General features: G+C 48.2%; 18 protein-coding genes and 1 tRNA gene. 14 read left to right on the top strand and 5 right to left on the bottom strand.

The window, feature by feature from the left end:
• The first annotated feature begins 34 nt into the window (after window positions 1-34).
• The 4 genes from METTU_RS05980 to dbpA all read left to right on the top strand — a co-directional run bounded on the left by METTU_RS05980 (window position 35) and on the right by dbpA (window position 3,906).
• Entirely contained in the window at window positions 35-520 is a 486-nt protein-coding gene (locus tag METTU_RS05980; protein WP_006890412.1) for a methylated-DNA--[protein]-cysteine S-methyltransferase, read from the top strand.
• Window positions 517-1,401 carry a site-specific tyrosine recombinase XerD gene (gene xerD, locus METTU_RS05975; protein ID WP_006890411.1) on the top strand — a complete coding sequence of 295 codons (885 nt, stop codon included), beginning with the start codon at window positions 517-519 and terminating at the stop codon, window positions 1,399-1,401. The genes METTU_RS05980 and xerD overlap by 4 nt, the downstream gene beginning before the upstream one ends.
• A 3-nt stretch (window positions 1,402-1,404) precedes the next feature.
• A complete protein-coding gene (lpxA, locus tag METTU_RS05970) occupies window positions 1,405-2,178 on the top strand; it encodes an acyl-ACP--UDP-N-acetylglucosamine O-acyltransferase (protein ID WP_006890410.1) in 774 nt (257 codons plus the stop codon).
• Between the two features lie 339 nt (window positions 2,179-2,517).
• Window positions 2,518-3,906, top strand: a complete 1,389-nt coding sequence (gene dbpA, locus METTU_RS05965; protein WP_006890409.1) for an ATP-dependent RNA helicase DbpA — start codon at window positions 2,518-2,520, stop codon at window positions 3,904-3,906.
• Between the two features lie 167 nt (window positions 3,907-4,073).
• On the opposite strand, the gene METTU_RS05960 is transcribed toward dbpA, so the two are convergent.
• The 5 genes from METTU_RS05960 to flgA form a co-directional block, all read right to left on the bottom strand.
• Window positions 4,074-5,333 carry a DEAD/DEAH box helicase gene (locus tag METTU_RS05960; protein ID WP_006890407.1) on the bottom strand — a complete coding sequence of 420 codons (1,260 nt, stop codon included), beginning with the start codon at window positions 5,331-5,333 and terminating at the stop codon, window positions 4,074-4,076.
• A gap of 192 nt (window positions 5,334-5,525) precedes the next feature.
• Window positions 5,526-5,602: transfer RNA gene (locus tag METTU_RS05955), tRNA-Arg, on the bottom strand.
• 257 nt (window positions 5,603-5,859) lie between these two features.
• Window positions 5,860-6,354, bottom strand: coding sequence for a flagella synthesis protein FlgN (locus tag METTU_RS05950; RefSeq protein ID WP_006890406.1), 495 nt, complete (start codon window positions 6,352-6,354; stop codon window positions 5,860-5,862).
• A 2-nt stretch (window positions 6,355-6,356) separates the two neighbouring features.
• Window positions 6,357-6,665 carry a flagellar biosynthesis anti-sigma factor FlgM gene (flgM, locus tag METTU_RS05945; protein WP_006890405.1) on the bottom strand — a complete coding sequence of 103 codons (309 nt, stop codon included), beginning with the start codon at window positions 6,663-6,665 and terminating at the stop codon, window positions 6,357-6,359.
• Between the two features lie 92 nt (window positions 6,666-6,757).
• Window positions 6,758-7,513 carry a flagellar basal body P-ring formation chaperone FlgA gene (gene flgA / locus METTU_RS05940; protein ID WP_254257833.1) on the bottom strand — a complete coding sequence of 252 codons (756 nt, stop codon included), beginning with the start codon at window positions 7,511-7,513 and terminating at the stop codon, window positions 6,758-6,760.
• Between the two features lie 208 nt (window positions 7,514-7,721).
• Between flgA and flgB the strand changes: the two genes are divergently transcribed.
• The 10 genes from flgB (at window position 7,722) to flgK (ending at window position 17,652) form a co-directional block, all read left to right on the top strand.
• Window positions 7,722-8,114, top strand: coding sequence for a flagellar basal body rod protein FlgB (gene flgB / locus METTU_RS05935; protein WP_006890403.1), 393 nt, complete (start codon window positions 7,722-7,724; stop codon window positions 8,112-8,114).
• Window positions 8,115-8,116: 2 nt separating this feature from the next.
• On the top strand, window positions 8,117-8,533 hold the full coding sequence (flgC, locus tag METTU_RS05930) for a flagellar basal body rod protein FlgC (protein WP_006890402.1): 417 nt from the start codon (window positions 8,117-8,119) through the stop codon (window positions 8,531-8,533).
• Between the two features lie 10 nt (window positions 8,534-8,543).
• Window positions 8,544-9,239 carry a flagellar hook assembly protein FlgD gene (locus METTU_RS05925; protein ID WP_006890401.1) on the top strand — a complete coding sequence of 232 codons (696 nt, stop codon included), beginning with the start codon at window positions 8,544-8,546 and terminating at the stop codon, window positions 9,237-9,239.
• A complete protein-coding gene (locus tag METTU_RS21630) occupies window positions 9,236-11,029 on the top strand; it encodes a flagellar hook protein FlgE (protein ID WP_006890400.1) in 1,794 nt (597 codons plus the stop codon). Before METTU_RS05925 ends, METTU_RS21630 begins: the two co-directional genes overlap by 4 nt.
• 81 nt (window positions 11,030-11,110) lie before the next feature.
• Complete coding sequence (gene flgF / locus METTU_RS05915; RefSeq protein ID WP_006890399.1) at window positions 11,111-11,851, top strand: flagellar basal-body rod protein FlgF; 741 nt, start codon at window positions 11,111-11,113, stop codon at window positions 11,849-11,851.
• Window positions 11,852-12,006: 155 nt separating this feature from the next.
• Window positions 12,007-12,795: a flagellar basal-body rod protein FlgG gene (gene flgG, locus METTU_RS05910; protein ID WP_006890398.1), complete on the top strand. Its 789-nt coding sequence runs from the start codon at window positions 12,007-12,009 to the stop codon at window positions 12,793-12,795.
• 18 nt (window positions 12,796-12,813) lie between these two features.
• Complete coding sequence (gene flgH, locus METTU_RS05905) at window positions 12,814-13,521, top strand: flagellar basal body L-ring protein FlgH (RefSeq protein WP_006890397.1); 708 nt, start codon at window positions 12,814-12,816, stop codon at window positions 13,519-13,521.
• A gap of 15 nt (window positions 13,522-13,536) precedes the next feature.
• Window positions 13,537-14,640, top strand: a complete 1,104-nt coding sequence (locus tag METTU_RS05900) for a flagellar basal body P-ring protein FlgI (RefSeq protein ID WP_006890396.1) — start codon at window positions 13,537-13,539, stop codon at window positions 14,638-14,640.
• A gap of 29 nt (window positions 14,641-14,669) precedes the next feature.
• Window positions 14,670-15,770 (top strand): flagellar assembly peptidoglycan hydrolase FlgJ, encoded by a 1,101-nt coding sequence (flgJ, locus tag METTU_RS05895; protein ID WP_006890395.1) that lies wholly within the window; start codon window positions 14,670-14,672, stop codon window positions 15,768-15,770.
• Between the two features lie 43 nt (window positions 15,771-15,813).
• Window positions 15,814-17,652, top strand: a complete 1,839-nt coding sequence (gene flgK, locus METTU_RS05890; protein WP_006890394.1) for a flagellar hook-associated protein FlgK — start codon at window positions 15,814-15,816, stop codon at window positions 17,650-17,652.
• The last annotated feature ends 8 nt before the right edge of the window (window positions 17,653-17,660 follow it).

Here is a 17,660-nt window from a genome sequence, read left to right as displayed (position 1 = left end):
TTGTCAATAATTAACATCAGTTAGGACTTGTTTAATGCCATTTATAATAGAGTGGGTGGAAAACTGCTCGGGAGCCGAGGACGCTGTAAGGGTTCAGACTCCTGCTGGACAGTTTGTTTTAACTAGCCGGCAAGGCGTGATTAGCAAAACAGACTGGGAGCCGGGTGCTGGCTCGAGTTCGCCTGCAGAACACGAATTAAACCTCTATTGGCAGAATCCCGATAAACTTATTAACATCAAGCTGCTAAAACAAGGCAGTATTTACAGAAACCAGGTCTGGACTGCGCTTTGCCAGATACCCTTTGGCGAAACCATGACTTATTCTGCATTGGCCAAGAAAATAGGTTCATCAGCGCGAGCAGTCGGCAATGCGTGCAGGGATAATCCTTATGCTTTATTTATTCCCTGTCACCGGGTGGTTTCCGTTTCCGGCATGGGCGGTTATTGCGGGCAAACCGAAGGTGATTTAATGGCAATAAAATACAAATTACTGGAATTTGAAGCCAGCCATAAGAAATGAATGCAACCGTTTTAATCGACCAATTTCTCGATGCAGTTTGGGTAGAGCAGGGCTTGAGCGAAAATACACTTTCGGCTTACGGCAGCGATTTGAGGATTTTTGCCAAATGGCTGAAGGATAAGCCGATACTGGAAGTGGACGGGGGGCAGCTGTCAGACTTTCTTGAGGGACGCCATAAAGAAGGCATTGGCAACCGGTCTACTGCGCGTATTTTGTCCAGTCTGCGTCGCTTCTACGGTTATTACATCCGGGAAAACAGCATCAAAATCGATCCGACCGCCTTGATAGAATCGCCCCATATCGGCCAGCCGTTGCCCAAATCGTTATCTGAATTAGATGTCGAGTTGTTGCTGGACGCGCCTGAAGTCACCAATGCTCTGGGTTTCAGGGATAGAACCATGCTGGAAATGCTCTATGCCACAGGGCTTAGGGTGTCGGAACTGGTCAATTTAAAATTTGAGCAGATCAGCTTTAGGCAAGGCGTGGTCAGGATTATCGGCAAAGGCAACAAAGAACGCTTGGTGCCGGTTGGCGAAGTAGCCATGGGCTGGCTGGAAGAATATATGGTCCAGGCCAGAAAGACTATTCTTGGTGAGCGGCAATGCGATTACCTGTTTGTTACCAACCGGGCGGACAGCATGACAAGGCAGGCTTTTTGGCATATTATCAAGCGTCACGCGAAAAAAGCTCAAATTAACAAGGAGTTGTCGCCGCATACCTTAAGACACGCGTTCGCCACGCATTTGTTAAACCATGGCGCGGATTTGCGGGTCGTGCAGTTATTGCTCGGGCATTCGGATTTATCGACCACGCAAATCTACACCCATATTGCCCGCGAAAGACTCAAAGAATTACACTCAAAATATCATCCAAGAGGATAAAAGATGGCTCAAAATATTCACCCGACCGCCTATATAGCAGAGGATGTATCGCTGGGAGACAATGTTACGGTAGGGCCTTTTGCCGTTATTGAAACAGGTGCACAATTGGGGGCTAACTGTCAGGTGGGCGCTCATGCCGTGGTGCATAGCCATGTGAAAATGGGTGACGGCAATATTTTACACCCGCACGCCGTATTGGGCGGATTGCCGCAAGACACCGGTTTTAAAGCCGAAACGGTTTCCTGGCTGATTTGCGGCGATAACAATGTCTTTAGAGAGGGCTTTACGGCGCACCGAGCCTCTAAGGAAAACGGCGAAACGCGCATCGGCTCAGGTTGTTTTTTTATGAACAACAGTCATGTCGCGCACGATTGCACGGTCGGGAATAACACCATATTTGCCAATAATGTCGCCATTGGCGGTCATGTTGAAGTCGGCAATAATGTTTTCATCGGCGGTGCGGTGGTTGCGCACCAGTTTTGCAGAATCGGCTCGTATGCGATAGTGCAGGGCACAACCGGTCTTAATATGGATGTCATTCCCTTTATGCTGATTGGCGGGCGCCCCGCCCGGCATTACAAGTTAAACACCGTAGGTTTAAGACGCGCAGGGATTACCGGCGAGCGCTATAAAGTGTTGTCGGCGGCATTTCGCCTGTTAAAAAACAAACAAAGCCTGGATGGATTGGAAGAAACCGAAGAATTAAAACAATTGAAAGACTGGTTGGCTGTTAAGTCTAAACGCGGCTTGCACGGGTTTGTTGATGTGTCGAGCTAGCTTGGTATCATTAAAGTAATTGTTGTGTTTTGTTCCCATGCTTCGGCCTCATCTTTATACATAAATAGTTAAACGCGCGTCATCCCGGCAGGGATTGCCGGGATCCAGGGCGTAGGGATGTGAAACTTTGCGTTACTCAAGTATTTGTGGAACCGCCAAGCTACCCTGACTTATTTATAAAGATGAGTGCTTCGGAGTGGGAGCGTCGATCATTGCGTCCGCAGATTGAATTTATACTGAAAAATCAACCTTGTCCGGCTTAACCCTCCGGTATCTGGTATCATTACCATTCGAATTACGGCACTTCGCCGCCATTCACGTCAATATAAAGAGTCCTTAGTGAGTACTGCCAAATTTTCATCCCTAGCTTTAAAACCCGCCTTGCTTGAAAACATTGAATCCCTGGGTTATACCCACTTAACGCCCATTCAAGCGGAGAGTCTGCCGCATATTCTTGAGGGCAGGGATGTGATTGCGCAGGCTAAAACCGGCAGCGGTAAAACCGCCGCGTTTGGTATCGGCCTGTTATCCAAGTTGGACCTGAACAGTTTTAGAGTCCAGGCGATGGTTGTTTGTCCAACTCGGGAGCTTGCCGATCAGGTCTGCAAGGAGATTCGGCGCTTGGCCCGATTTACGCAAAATATCAAGGTGCTGACCTTGTGCGGCGGCGTGCCTTTTGGGCCGCAGCGGGCTTCGCTGGAGCATGGCGTTCATGTGGTGGTCGGTACGCCGGGACGGTTGCAGGAACATCTGGGTAAACGCAGTTTACGTTTGAGCAACCTCAAGGTGCTGGTGTTGGATGAGGCCGACCGGATGCTGGATATGGGCTTTGAAGAGGCCATTACTGACGTGATTTCATATGCACCGACGCATCGGCAAACGCTGCTTTTTTCAGCAACTTATACCGATCCTATTCGGGAAATAAGCCAGAAATTCCAGTTTAAGCCGGTTTCCGTCAGTATTGAAACCAGTCATCACGACAGCGATATTGAACAGCGTTTTTATCAGGTGGAAAAGTCGAAAAGGACGAACGCACTGGGTTATCTTTTATCGTACTATCGGCCTGAATCGACCGTGGTTTTTTGCAACACCAAAAGAGATTGTCAGGATGTGGCGAGTTCGCTTGAAAACAGCGGTTTTACCGTTCAGGCACTGCATGGCGATTTGGAGCAAAAGGATCGGGACCAGGTATTAGTGCGATTTTCCAATAAGAGCTGCTCCGTTCTGGTTGCCACCGACGTCGCTGCGCGGGGTCTGGATATCAAGGATATGCAGGCGGTGATTAATTATGACTTACCGTGGGACCCCGAAATCTACGTACACAGAATCGGGCGTACCGGTCGCGCCGGTAAAAAAGGCCTGGCGTTAAGTTTATGCACGGAGCAGGAATTAAACCGGGTTAAAGCTATTGAGGAGTATCAAAATACTCCCGCCAAATGGGACGAAGTGGCGCCTTTTCAAATGAGCCACGAGCAGCGCTTCGAGCCGCCGATGGTGACCTTGTGGATAGATGGCGGGCGCAAAAATAAAGTGCGTCCTGGGGATATACTGGGCGCTTTAACCGGTGACGCAGGAATCGCAGGTAGTGAAGTAGGCAAAATTGATATTTTTGATGCTCATGCTTACGTGGCTATCAAGCGCGACAGTGTTGATAAAGCCCTGGCTTGCTTGAGAAACGGCAAAATAAAAGGTCGCAATTTTAATGTCCGTAAATCCCAATGGGGATGAGGGGGCGGGTAACCTCAGAGGCATTAATTTAAGAACATATCACCACGAAGAGCACGAAGTTATTACCTTGGTTTTTCTTCGTGAACTTCGTGTCTTCGTGGTGAATTAATCAATCTGCTTAAGTTGGTGCGAATGAGGTTTAGCGCAACGTAATCCGACCTGAAAAGCTAAACGCTTTTTGCTCTAGGCTTGTTTCTTGGCTGGTTGGCGCTGGGCTTGCGGGCCTGATTTGAGTTTCTGGCGGGGCGCGGGCCTCGTGGCGGCTCTGGTGGCATTGGCGGAGCAACTGCGGCGGCCTCAAAGCCGGTAATTTGTTCTCGTTTAATCTCCTTGCCGATCAACTTTTCAACCAAGCGCAAAAAACTGTATTCATCATGGGAGACCAGCGATATGGCTTGGCCTTCCTCGCCTGCACGTCCGGTGCGGCCTATTCTATGAACATAATCTTCAGGTGCGCGGGGTAGTTCAAAATTGACCACGTGCGGCAACAGGTTGATATCAATGCCGCGCGCCGCCACATCGGTTGCTACCAGCACTCTGATTTCACCGGCTTTAAAACCTGACAATGCGCTGGTTCTGGCGCCCTGGCTTTTGTTGCCGTGTATCGCGGCGGCCTTGATGTCAACCTTGTTGAGTTTTTCGGTGAGCCGATTCGCGCCGTGTTTGGTGGTCGTGAATACCAGAACCTGCTGCCAATCATGTTCTTTTATCAGGTGGCAGAGTAGTTCTGTTTTATTCGCTTTATTCACCAGATAAGCAACTTGTTCAACCAATTCTGCAGCGGTATTGCGCGGAGCGACTTCTATTTTTATAGGATTAACCAGAAGTCCGGTTGTGAGTTTGCGGATATCTTCTGAAAAGGTCGCCGAAAATAACAGGTTTTGACGCTTCTTTGGGAGAAAGGCGATAATTTTTCGAATATCCCGTATAAATCCCATATCCAGCATGCGGTCCGCTTCGTCAAGTATCAGTGTTTCTACTTGATCGAGTTTTACCGCATTCTGATTGACTAGGTCTAAAAGACGGCCTGGTGTGGCGACCAATATATCTACGCCGCCTCTTAATCTCATCATTTGCGGGTTGATTTTTACTCCGCCAAAGACAACTTCGGATTTTAAACGCGGATGCAGGTGCGCCCCATACTTGTTTACCGATTCGCCTATTTGCGCTGCAAGTTCTCTGGTTGGGGTTAGGATTAATACCCTGACCGGCCGGTTATTGCCGTAAGCCTTTTGTGATAAGCGGTGCAAGATGGGTAGGGTAAATCCTGCCGTTTTACCTGTTCCGGTCTGCGCGGCAGCCAGAACATCATGGCCGCCTAAAACGGCTGGAATAGCTTGTGACTGGATGGGGGACGGCGTGGTATAGCCGGCATCAGCAATGGCGCGCAGAAGTGGGTCAGATAAACCGAGGGTGGTAAATGGCATATTAGTTAGAGTCTCAATAAAAGGTTGCTGTTGACAAGCGTCTTACAGCATTGTGAAAAGGGTGTAGAAAGTTAAATAAAAAACGCGGCAAGGAACGGGGGTAGTTGATTGCAGTAATATGGCGTTTTGACAGGTGTGGACTCTTGTCGCGGGTAGGCGGGGAGCAAGAGTGTTGTAAGTTGTTGATATAAATGGTGCCCCGAGGCGGATTTGAACCACCGGCCTGTCCCTTAGGAGGGGACCGCTCTATCCAGCTGAGCTATCGGGGCAGAAACAAAAAAAATTGTACCACAGATAGGTATTTAATTCATTCGTTCTCTTCGGAGTGCAGTCAATCGAAAGAAAGTATTTTTGCTGTCTGATAATGAGGACGGAAAGATTTATTTGAATTAATGCGCGTAGCTGAACGCAAGAGCGGCTGTTCCATGCAAAATCAGCGCTATCAAAAGTATGAGCTTTATTGCTAATAACGGATAACCGTGGGGATGAAAAGAATGCTATGAATGTTACCGAGTGTGAAACGTAACTATACCGAAATCAGGGTATGGCTATGTCGGTCGCTTTGGGTTGAACCGTCAGCGCCGTATGTGTTTGCAAACGCCGGCTTGCCTTTTAAAATGTCCAGCGAGCGTTTGGTGTGGCGAGACAAAAGATCGATGCCTGCGCCGTTTTGTTCATTCAGGTTTCTGCATTCTGCGCAGACGAGCATGAGCTGCGCCCAGTTACCTATCGATTCGTCGGTTAACAGGCCGGCTGTTTCAGCCCGTTTAAAATATTCCCTGATACTGTCCTGATCGTTAGGCAGTTTTTCGGTTGCCAATACTTGAGTGATTTGCGTGTTGAACTGCTCCAGCTGTACAACCAGCTGCTTTTTATTGGCGGCGATATTGTTGATCAGTTCAGTTTGCTGCGTTTTTTTTAAGGCGTCCGCTTCTTGGGAGAGTTCCTGATGAAGCTGCTGCGCCAATTTTAGTGCGTTGAGGATCAACTGTTCTGTAATCGGAAATGTTTTTATTATCATAGCTATGGACTATTTTTTTGGGGCATTAACTGTTCAAATTGGATCATTTTCTGCGCAACATTTTCAGTATTTATCTGATAACTTCCGTCAGCAATCGCTTTTTTAACGGAGTTAACCCGGTCAATATCCACGGGCGATGCAGAGGATGAGCCAAAGGTCTTTTTTATTTCCTGCGCTGTGCTTGTAAGGGCAACGCTGTCGGCTTCTTCTGTATTTTTAGCAACAACTTTACTTCCACCATCGACTTCAGCTTTTGGGCTCGTTTTGATGGGCGTTGGACTATTTGTTCTGCCGGTTATTTCGATAGCCATGTCAAATTCCTCAATATCTTTTTCATTTGAAATATTTATCGGCAGTACGACGAAAAGCTTTAACTGTTTATTTAACGGGTGTGTGGGTGAGTTTAATAATTAACGGAGACCAATCCAGGTTCGATAACTGTAGCGTTAATGATGCGTCCCGAGTTCTGGTTTTTAACACTGATAAGCTGTCCTTTAGTGCCATCCATCATGGCCACCCCGTTCATTTTGATAGAAAAGTCCGATTTTGTCGTACTGATCACAACTTTATCTCCTCTTTTGATAAGTTTGGGTTCGGCAATATTTCTCAGGCTAAGAATGGTTCCGGCATCCAGCTGACGCGTGACCTGTTTATTTTCAACTTGTTCCATTTGAATGACAAAATCTTCCCTGAGTTTAGATACCTCTCTTTTCTCAATAGCAAGATGTTGCCGGGTAATGATTTCACCGCGGCGTATCGGTTGAGATAAGACGACGACCATTTGATAAGTCTTGATGATGACTGAAGTAAAAATCGACCATTTCTTTTCCGCATTACAGCGCACACCTATCGTCGTTCTGCCGGCCTTAATTAAATCGGTTGTTGTGAAGACCTCCAGCGGTTCGGCGCATTGAGGTAGATTTAAGCGGCTGTCCAATGGAGTTAGGCTCATTTCGTATTCGCCCGACAGGTTTATATTCTGCTCAACATAATTTTTTACGGCCTCAGCGATAGATTCGTGCGATTGCGAATTTTGTTCCGCATGAGCCGTGGTGAAAAAAACAAAGGCCAATGCCAAAATGAGTGGGGTGTTTTTTATCATCGTTAAGGTCTGCTTTATGACGCGTGCAAATAACCAAGCATGATTGATGCCAGTCAATTTATTGACATGTGATCTTTGTTTGCCTGCGGATCTATTTATTGGCGGCTGATTTTTGCCGAATTATTAGGAACATTCTAAGCATAATCAACGGTAGAGTAGAGGTAAAAAATCATAAAATAAATATCTAATTGATTTAAATGGATTTATAGGTCTATGGCATATGCCGTGCTTTTGTTTTTGTACAAGTAATCAGGAGGCAACTATCATGGCTATTAATTTTGACACAGCACTTGGCATCGAGCCTAAAGCTCTGGCCTTTCGAGAAAAACGGGGCGAGATACTGGCGGCTAATTTAGCAAACGCAGATACACCGAACTTTAAAGCGCGAGACGTGGACTTTAAGTCGGTTCTTAAGCAGAGCATGACTTCAGGCGTGGCTATGGAACGCACTCATGCGGGACATATTGCGCCACAGCAGCAAGTCGTTGGCGCTAACGTCATGTATCGGAATCCCTATCAGGTTTCATTGGATGGCAACACCGTCGAAGCTCATGTCGAACAAGCTAAATACGCTGAAAACGCGGTGCAGTATCAGGCCAGTTTACAGTTCATTAGTAACAAGTTTTCCGGTCTGATGACCGCAGTGAGAGGACAATAGTCATGGCTTCTTCAAGTATATTCGATATTGCCGGCAGCGGCATGAATGCCCAGTCGTTAAGACTTAATCTGGTCGCGAGTAATATCTCCAACGCGAACAGCGTCAGCAGCAGTGCCGCCGATGTTTACAAATCCAGACAGCCGGTGTTCGCTGCTGAATTGGATAAGGTCATAAATAAGCAGAATGCGACCAGTAAGGTCAATGTGCTGGGCGTGGTTGAAGGTCAAGACGCTCCTGTTATGGAATATGCGCCGAATCATCCTATGGCCAATAGTGACGGTTACATCTTTAAATCGAACGTTAATACGGTTGAAGAAATGGCCAATATGATGTCTGCATCACGCTCTTATCAAAATAATGTAGACGTATTGAATACGGCAAAGCAGATGATGCTTCAGACTTTAAAAATGGGACAGTAAGGAGATAAAGATGGCTATTCAAGGCGCAACAAATGATTACAGCTACTTAACCGCTACAACCAAAAACGACTCGGCGGCAACAACCAAAAAAACGTCATTAGGGCAGGATGATTTTTTAAAGTTAATGACCACACAAATGACTCATCAAGATCCGACAAAGCCCATGGAAAACGGCCAGTTTATAACGCAAATAGCGCAGTTCGGGACCGTATCGGGAATTCAGGACTTGCAAAAGTCATTTGGCGATTTTGCCGGTTCAATTAACTCCAGTCAGGCATTGCAGGCAACCAGCCTGGTCGGGCGGTACGTATCTGCACCGGGAACGAAAGGGGTGTTGGAGGCCGGAGGCGATATAACGGGGAATATTAATTTAACCGCCAGCGCACCCAGCGTTAAGGTTGCAGTAACCGATGCGACTACGGGTGAAGTTGTCCAAAGTTTAGATCTGGGCGAGCACGGTGCGGGGAAAGTAGCCTTTTCCTGGGACGGTATGAATTCGAACGGCACCATGGCCAGTCCGGGCGTATATAAAATTGAAGCGACGGCCTATGTCGATGGAGAAAATACCGTATTGGAAACGGACATTAATTCGAAAGTTGATAGCGTCAGTATGGGCACTGGCGCCAACGGGGTAAAAGTCAATTTGACCGGGTTAGACAGTGTCGACTTTAGTAAGATTAAACAAATTCTTGGGGGTGTACTATGAGTTTTGCAACGGCATTAAGCGGCTTACAAGCGGCGTCAACAAATTTACAAGTGACCGGTAATAATATTGCCAATTCGCAAACCGTCGGATTTAAAGAATCGCGGGCGGAATTTGCGGATGTCTATGCCAGCAGTATCGGCGGCGTCAGCAAGACTCAGCCAGGTTCGGGTGTGAAAGTCACGGAAGTGGCGCAGCAATTCAAGGATGGCACTATCGATCCTACCTCAAACAGTCTCGATCTTGCGCTCAGCGGCAATGGTTTTTTTGTCTTGGCTGATACCGTGAATCTTCCCGATCCGGCTAATCCAACAGCGCCGGTAGATCCTTCGGTACCCACCTCATATACCCGCAATGGCGCTTTCAAGTTAGACAGCTCGGGTAATGTTGTTAACAGTCAGGGAAAGTATTTACTGGCTTTTGCCGCTAACGGCACGACCGTCGCGGAGGGTTTTAGTGTCGGTGTTTTTCGGCCGTTGACGATCGATACCTCCCAAGGCTTGCCCAACTCTACCGAAAATATCAATCTGGCATTGACTATCAACGGGGGAGCCACCGCACCGACAACTACAGTGTTTGATCCTACCAACGCTTTATCCTATAACAATACGACATCAATCACTACCTATGACAGTCAAGGCAATGCGCATATCGCATCAACCTATTATGTAAAAACACCGGTGGCTAATGTCTGGGACGCTTATTTATTTCTCGATGATTATGGCATCACAACGGGGGGGCAGGCTGTGCCGCCCGCTGCGGCGGCAGCATCGACGGTGTCTGCAACAGTCAATACGCCCGGATTGCCCATACCGATGTCTTTCACCTCGTCAGGATTGCTCTCTGAAGTGGGTACTCGTGCAGCGGCCGTTATTTCTGCGGCGACCGTAACGGCGGCGAATACGGCGGTGACCGATACTACGGCTGCGGATACTGCAGCTACGGCGACCGCCGGTGGCTCATATACCGCCGCTCTTGCCGCAACCGCCCTTACCAAGGCCCAGACGGCAGCTGCATCCGCCGCTACTTTGGCTGCGGATGCAGCTGCCGCTAATAGTACTCTCGGCGCCGCTGTCGCAGCTCTTGCCGCTACCGCTAAAACAACTGCCGCCACCGCCGCAACAGCTGCTGCGGCTTATGCTACATCTGCCGCTCTTGTTGTTGACGGCGCTACGGGTACTACGGCGGCGGCTCTTGCCGCTACGGCTAAAACAGCTGCCGCTACTGCGCAAACTGCGGTTGTTGCTTATAACACGGCTGTTGCCGCTGCCGCTGCGGGCGCTACGCAAGCGACCAAAGTGGATTTTGGATCGATTGATCTATCGCTTATTAATCCTAATATAAGCGTCGATCCGATGGCGTTTGATATAGATTTTGCAAAGACAGCTCAGACCACCGCAACTTTTAGTGTTAATAACTCAAGTCAAGATGGTTTGCCCGCCGGTAATTTAACCGGCATTGATGTTGACGACGCCGGGGTGGTGTTTGCAAGGTACAGTAATGGTGGTTCCAAGACGTTAGGGCAGGTGGCGTTGGCGCGGTTTCAAAGCAATCAATCTTTGGCTAAATTAGGGGATACGGCTTGGGCCAAGACTTCAAGCTCTGGAGCGCCTATTTACGGTGCGGCCGGCGATAATAATTTTGGGACTATTCAATCGTCAGCCCTGGAAAGTTCTACGGTGGATTTATCCGCGCAGTTGGTTAAATTGATTATTGCGCAGCAAGCTTATCAGGCTAATTCCCAAACCATCACCACCGAAAAAACCTTGGTGGAAACTATCCTGCGTGCGTAGTTTACTATTTTGAGATAATTGGAACGATGTTTGCTTGTATTTTGATTTAAGATGCTGGTTTAAAGGTAAAGGGGAGCTGTTATGGATCGTAGTTTATATATCGCAATGAGCGGGGCCAAGCAGACGCTGTTGGCTCAAACGGCAAATGCCAATAATTTGGCGAATACCCAGACTAGCGGTTTTAAATCAGACTTGGAGCAATTTCGCAGCCGACCGGTGTCCGGTGCCGGTTTTCCTACCCGGGTTTATGCGATGAACGAAAAGCCCGGGGTCGATCTTTCCACCGGCGCCATGCAGACGACAGGCGGTGACCTGGATGTGGCTATTAACGGCGAGGGGTATCTCGCCGTTCAGGGGGCTGACGGTAAGGAGGCTTATACGCGTGCCGGTGATTTGCGCGTGACCCCGGAAGGTTTCTTGCAGACCGGTGCGGGTTTGAAAGTGTTGGGACAGGATGGGCCGATCAATATTCCCCCTTCAGAAAAACTGAGCATAGGCAGTGACGGTACTATCAGCATTATTCCGCTGGGTTCCGGTAATGCGACAACTCAGGTCGAGATTGGCCGAATTAAAATGGTGAAACTGGAAGCTGGTAATCTGGAAAAATCCAATGACGGGTTGCTGCATGCAAAAGATGGCAAACCGGTGGTCGCCAATGCTGACGTCAAGCTGGCGCAAGGCGTTTTGGAAGGTAGTAATGTGAATGCGATTTCCGCCATGGTGGACATGATTGAGCTGGCAAGAAATTTCGAGCTGCAAACCAAGGTGATGAAAAGTTTCGATGAAAACGCAGCAGTGGGCGCCAAGCTGATGCAAATGTAATAGGAAGTACGCAGCAGGATTTATTTTCAAGAATGCCGAGCCTAGCTCGGCTTTTTTTTGGGTAATCGAATTGGAATTTGAGGGCTCACGTAGATATGGCATGGATCATGCTGCGAGTTTAAGTAAGACAATAAATTGGCACTAAGGAGTTTATCATGACAGAACGCGCATTATGGGTAGCTAAATCCGGTCTGGATGCCCAGCAAACAAGAATGGCGGTTATTTCCAATAACTTGGCCAACGTCAATACCACAGGGTTTAAAAGAGGCCGGGCTGTTTTTGAAGACCTTATGTATCAGAATATTCGTCAGGTCGGCGCACAATCCACGCAAAATACCCAATTACCGACGGGCTTGCAGTTAGGAACCGGGGTAAGAACGGTTGCCACCGAAAAGTTGCATACGCAGGGCAATGTTCAGCCGACCGAGAATGCCTTGGACGTGGCAATAAATGGCCGGGGGTTCCTGCAAATTTTAATGCCGAATGGCGATACCAATTATACCCGTGACGGTTCCTTAAAATTAGACGCAACGGGCCAGTTGGTCACCTCAGGCGGGTTAACGTTGAATCCGGCGATCACCGTGCCTCAAGATGCGCTGAGCGTCACTATCGGCACTGACGGCACGGTATCTGCGTTGCAACCGGGGGTTGCTGCGCCGACTGTGTTGGGGCAAATCCAGACCGCCAATTTCATCAATCCTACCGGCTTGGAAGCGGTTGGCGAAAACCTCTATCGGGAATCCGCCGCCAGTGGCGCGCCAATAGTGGGAACGCCGGGACAAGCAGAATACGGGACTTTGACTCAAGGTTCATTGGAAACCTCCAATGTCAATGTCGTCGAGGAGTTGGTCAATATGATTGAAACGCAACGGGCTTACGAGATGAATTCCAAGGCGATTTCAACAACCGATCAGATGCTGTCCTTTGTGACGCAGCAATTATAAGTTAGGAGCGATGGCATGATGACTCAAAAACTTGGTTTTACGGTGAAGACTATCAGCCGTTCAATTACCTGTATCCTTGTAGTCGAGCTGTCGCTGTTACAGGCTTGTACGCCTATACCGCAAAGGGATCCTGCATTTGCTCCGGTTGCACCGGCCGATTTAAGACCGCCGGTACAAAACAGCGGATCCATCTATCAGTCCGGCTACGATACCCGCCTGTTTGAAGATCAAACGGCAAAAAGGGTTGGGGATATCCTGACCATTACGCTGTTGGAGAAAACCCAGGCGAAAAAGGCTGACGATCTTAATACGAAAAAAGAAAACAAGATGACCGCTGAGGTTCCTTCGATGTTTGGCATTGCGGCATCTGCCTTGACGGGGCAGAGTCTTCAAACCTCATTGCAATCATCAAAAGAATTTAAAGGGACGGGCGCTGCCGATCAAAGCAATAGTTTAAGCGGCAATATTTCCGTTACGGTTGTCGACGTGTTACCGAACGGCAATCTAAATGTACGGGGCGAGAAAAGAGTGACCTTAAATCAGGGCGATGAATTCATCAGGTTATCCGGCATCGTCAGGCCGGTCGATATAACCTCATCGAATATTATCACTTCAGACAAGGTGGCCGATGTAACCATTATGTATGTAGGCGAGGGGGCGATGGCCGATGCCAGTAAAATGGGCTGGTTGGCAAGAATTCTTAATAGCCCATGGTTCCCATTTTAAAATAAGGATAAGGATATGAACACAATACATAAGAACGTTATTTTGTTATTGCTGCTGGGTATTGCCGTCAGCGGGCCGGTGTGTGCCGAGCGTATCAAGGATATTGCCTCCATTGAAGGCGTACGCAGTAACCAGCTGGTAGGCTACGGCCTGGTCGTCGGTTTGGATAAATCCGGCGATAAAACGACATTTACCGGACAAAGCTTACGCAGTATGTTGACGCGCCTTGGCATTACCTTACCTCCCGGTCTTGATCCTAAATCAAAAAACATTGCGGCGGTTTCCGTTCAAGCCGAACTGCCGCCCTTTGCCAAATCGGGTCAGGCGATTGATGTCACCGTCTCTTCGCTTGGCGATGCCAAAAGTTTACGGGGCGGATCATTATTGATGAGTCCGTTGAAAGGGGCTGACGGACAGGTTTATGCCATTGCTCAAGGTAGTCTGGTGGTGAGCGGACTGAGTGCTTCAGGTCAGGACGGTTCAAGCGTTACCGTCAATAATCCCAACGTGGGCCGTATTCCCAACGGCGCCATCGTCGAGCGCACTGTTAGCACGTCTTTTTCTGAAGGCGATGCGTTGGTTTTTAATCTGCACAGTCCGGATTTCACTACCGCCAATCGCATGGCGGAATCTATTAATAGGGTGTTGGGAACGAATACGGCAAAGGCGATCGATGCGACTTCGGTCAGGGTTAATGCGCCTGTTGATCCCAATCAAAAAGTGACTTTTGCCTCAGTGGTAGAAAACATGATGGTGACCCCGGATGATGCGCCTGCGCGTGTCATTGTCAACTCCCGCACCGGAACTGTCGTTGTTAACGGTAAGGTCAGGGTGCAGCCTGCGGCGGTGTCTCATGGCAGTTTAACAGTCACTATTACCGAAAACCCCCAGGTTAGTCAGCCAAACGCATTATCCAACGGTCAGACGGTGGTTACGCCGAAATCCAACATAAAGGTTGAAGAAGAAAAAAATCACATGTTTGTGTTTAATCCCGGCGTCTCTCTGGATGAAATTGTTCAGGCGGTCAACAACGTAGGCGCCGCACCCAGCGATTTGGTGGCTATTCTTGAAGCACTGAAATCAGCTGGCTCTTTACATGCCGAATTAATTGTTATTTAAAGTTGTAGGGTGGATTCGCGGAGGTTGTTATGTTAACGGGTACTCAAAATGCCGATGTTTATACCGACTTTAACGGTTTGGCCAAACTAAAAGGCCAAGCCAGAAAAGAGTCGCCGGAAGCGTTGAAAGAAGTTGCCAAGCAATTTGAATCAATTTTTCTCAATAACGTGCTTAAAAGTATGCGTGCCGCCAAGCTGGCAGATGGCGCTATGGATAACGATCAAAGTAAATTTTATAACGATATGTATGATCAGCAGTTGGCTGTGCATTTGTCGGGTTCTCCCGGCGTTGGTTTGGCTGACTTAATCGTTAAGCAACTGAGCCCCGATAAGCCTAAAAATGAGAAGCAGGATGTTGAAGATTACCTGAATAAATCGGGCGGCATATCACGCGGTTCTGAACCGGCTCATGCCGTTAACCGGCAGGTAAGCGGCAAAACCGACAGCCCTGCCGCCAGCTTTGCAGACGGCCAAGTTAGTGTCACTCCTTATGTTCAGGATACGACTGCAAGGATGCAGGAGGTAGAGCAACGCATGGAGCGGTTGCCGAGAAGTCCGTTGGATGAGATGACTGAATTCCCGTTCAATAGCGGCAACACTTTGCCGATGCTAAAGGATGGTCAGGCGCAGCCGATACAGTCGGCAGAAGAGTTTGTCAGGCGCTTGCATCCTTATGCCGAGCAGGCCGCTAAGGAATTGGGCGTGGAGCCTAAAGTTATTTTGGCGCAAGCCGCTTTGGAAACTGGCTGGGGGCGCTCTTTAATAAAAAACAGCAACGGCAGCAACAGTTTCAACTTATTTAACATTAAAGCCGATAAGGCTTGGCAGGGTAAACAAGCGCAAGTAGCTACACTGGAATTTGATCAGGGTATTCCTAAAAAAGTTAATGCAGGCTTTAGATCCTATGATTCATTCAAGGAAAGTTTCAGGGATTATGTCGACTTTATTAAAAGTAATCCACGTTATGGCGATGCCTTAAAAAAAGCGGGCAATGCGGAACAATATATGCATGAATTACAACGGGCGGGTTATGCAACCGACCCGAAATATGCCGACAAGGTAATGAGCATTTATCAAGGCAATACGATGGCCGAATTTGAGCCTGATGTCATTATGGCGATGAATCAATGATCAAAATAAGTCCGGCACCTAATTCTCGTAACAGGACGCTATCATGAGTGGATTATTAGCAACATCATTGTCAGGTCTGCTGGTTGCTCAGCGCTCATTGGAAACTACGCAGAATAATATTTCCAATATACATACAGAGGGTTATAGTCGTCAGCGGGTGGAGCAGGGCACTAAGCCCGCACAATTTACCGGTGACGGCTATGTCGGTCAGGGCGTAAACGTCACTAATATTACGCGCAGTTACGACCAGTTTATTAATAAGCAATTGAGCTCCAGTCTTTCAGCATTCGGGGACGCGGATCGTTATCATCAACTTGCTACCAGCGTTGATAATATAATGGCCGACTCCAGTACGGGTATGGCTCCTGTACTGAATCGTTTTTTTAATGCCTTGAGTAGCGTGTCGTCTGATCCTTCATCCATTCCTTCCCGGCAGGTATTATTGTCCGAGGCGGACGCTTTAGCGCAAAACTTCAATACGATAGGCGGTAAATTTGAAGAGATACGTAACCTGAATAATAGCGATATAGGCGCCAAGGTTAACGAGATTAATACCCTAGCTGCGGCAATAGCCGATCTTAATGTAAAAATCATCGCAAACGTAGGTAAAACACAAGGCTTGAAGCAGCCGAATGACTTGCTGGATAAACAGGATGCTTTGCTTTCAAGGTTGTCCGAAATGGTCAATGTCTCCGTTGTCCCTCAGAAAAACGGTACATCAAGCGTTTTTATCGGCAACGGGCAGGCGCTGGTCCTTAATGGCGGGGCGGCAACATTTACCACCCTTGAGTCTGAACTTGCTCCAGGTAAACTGGAAATTGGGATTCAGACAGCTAATGGCACTATCGATGTAACCAATCAGATCAGCGGCGGTTCGTTAGGGGGGGCTTTAAGATTTCGGGATGAAGTGCTGGATCCTGCACAGCAAAAGTTGGGTCAGGTTGCCGCCAGTCTGGCAATGGAGTTTAATGCCATGCATCAAAAGGGATTTGACCTGAATGGCACGGCAGGATCGGACTTATTTAAGTTTGCCGGTGATGAGGTTCCTGTTATTCAAAGTTCGCTTAATACGGGCAATGCCGCCGTAACGGCTTCATTTCAGGATGTCAATGTCAATCCATCGGCAACTGCAAACCTGGATTTTAGCGATTATAAATTGAAGTATGTTGGCGGAACTGATTACACCCTGACCAGGACCCGGGATAATCAGGTGATTAATCTTACGGCCACCGATACTGTTCCGGCTACGGGCGTTTTTACCCTGTCGTTTGCAGCGACTCAACCGGCAAAAACCGATGTCACTGCTTTGCCGGGCATCGACATAAAAGTCGATGCCAGCGGAGGGAAAACCATCGCAGTGGGGGATGAATCTGTCATCAGACCGACCTACAATGCGGCCCAGAAAATTGGGGTCAATATTACCGACCCGAAAAAAATTGCGGCAGCCACTAATATTGAAGTCGACCCTGTGACCAAATTACCCGTACAAAAACTTGCCGGAGGGGTTCCGGTTGTAGACGCATTGGGTAATCCCGTTTATGTCACTATCAACGGCGCGATGCCCGGCGATAATAGAAATGCATTACAGCTGGCAGATCTTAAGGATAAATTGAGTATGTTAGGGGGGAAGGCCTCATTTAATGATGCCTATGCTCAAATTGTTTCCGGTGTCGGAACGTTGACGCAGTCGGCTCAATTCAGTTCTTCAGCACAAGAGACATTATTAAATCAGGCAAAGGGAGCCAGAGAGAGTCTGGCAGGTGTGAATTTAGATGAAGAAGCCGCTAACTTAATAAAGTTTCAACAAGCTTATCAGGCATCGGCTCAGTCGATTTCGGTGGCCAGATCCTTATTTGATACTTTGTTAGGCGCAGTTAGATAGGAGCGATA

The organism is Methylobacter tundripaludum SV96 (assembly GCF_000190755.2).
Lineage (GTDB): Bacteria > Pseudomonadota > Gammaproteobacteria > Methylococcales > Methylomonadaceae > Methylobacter_A > Methylobacter_A tundripaludum.
This window is presented reverse-complemented; position numbering and strand designations above follow the sequence as displayed.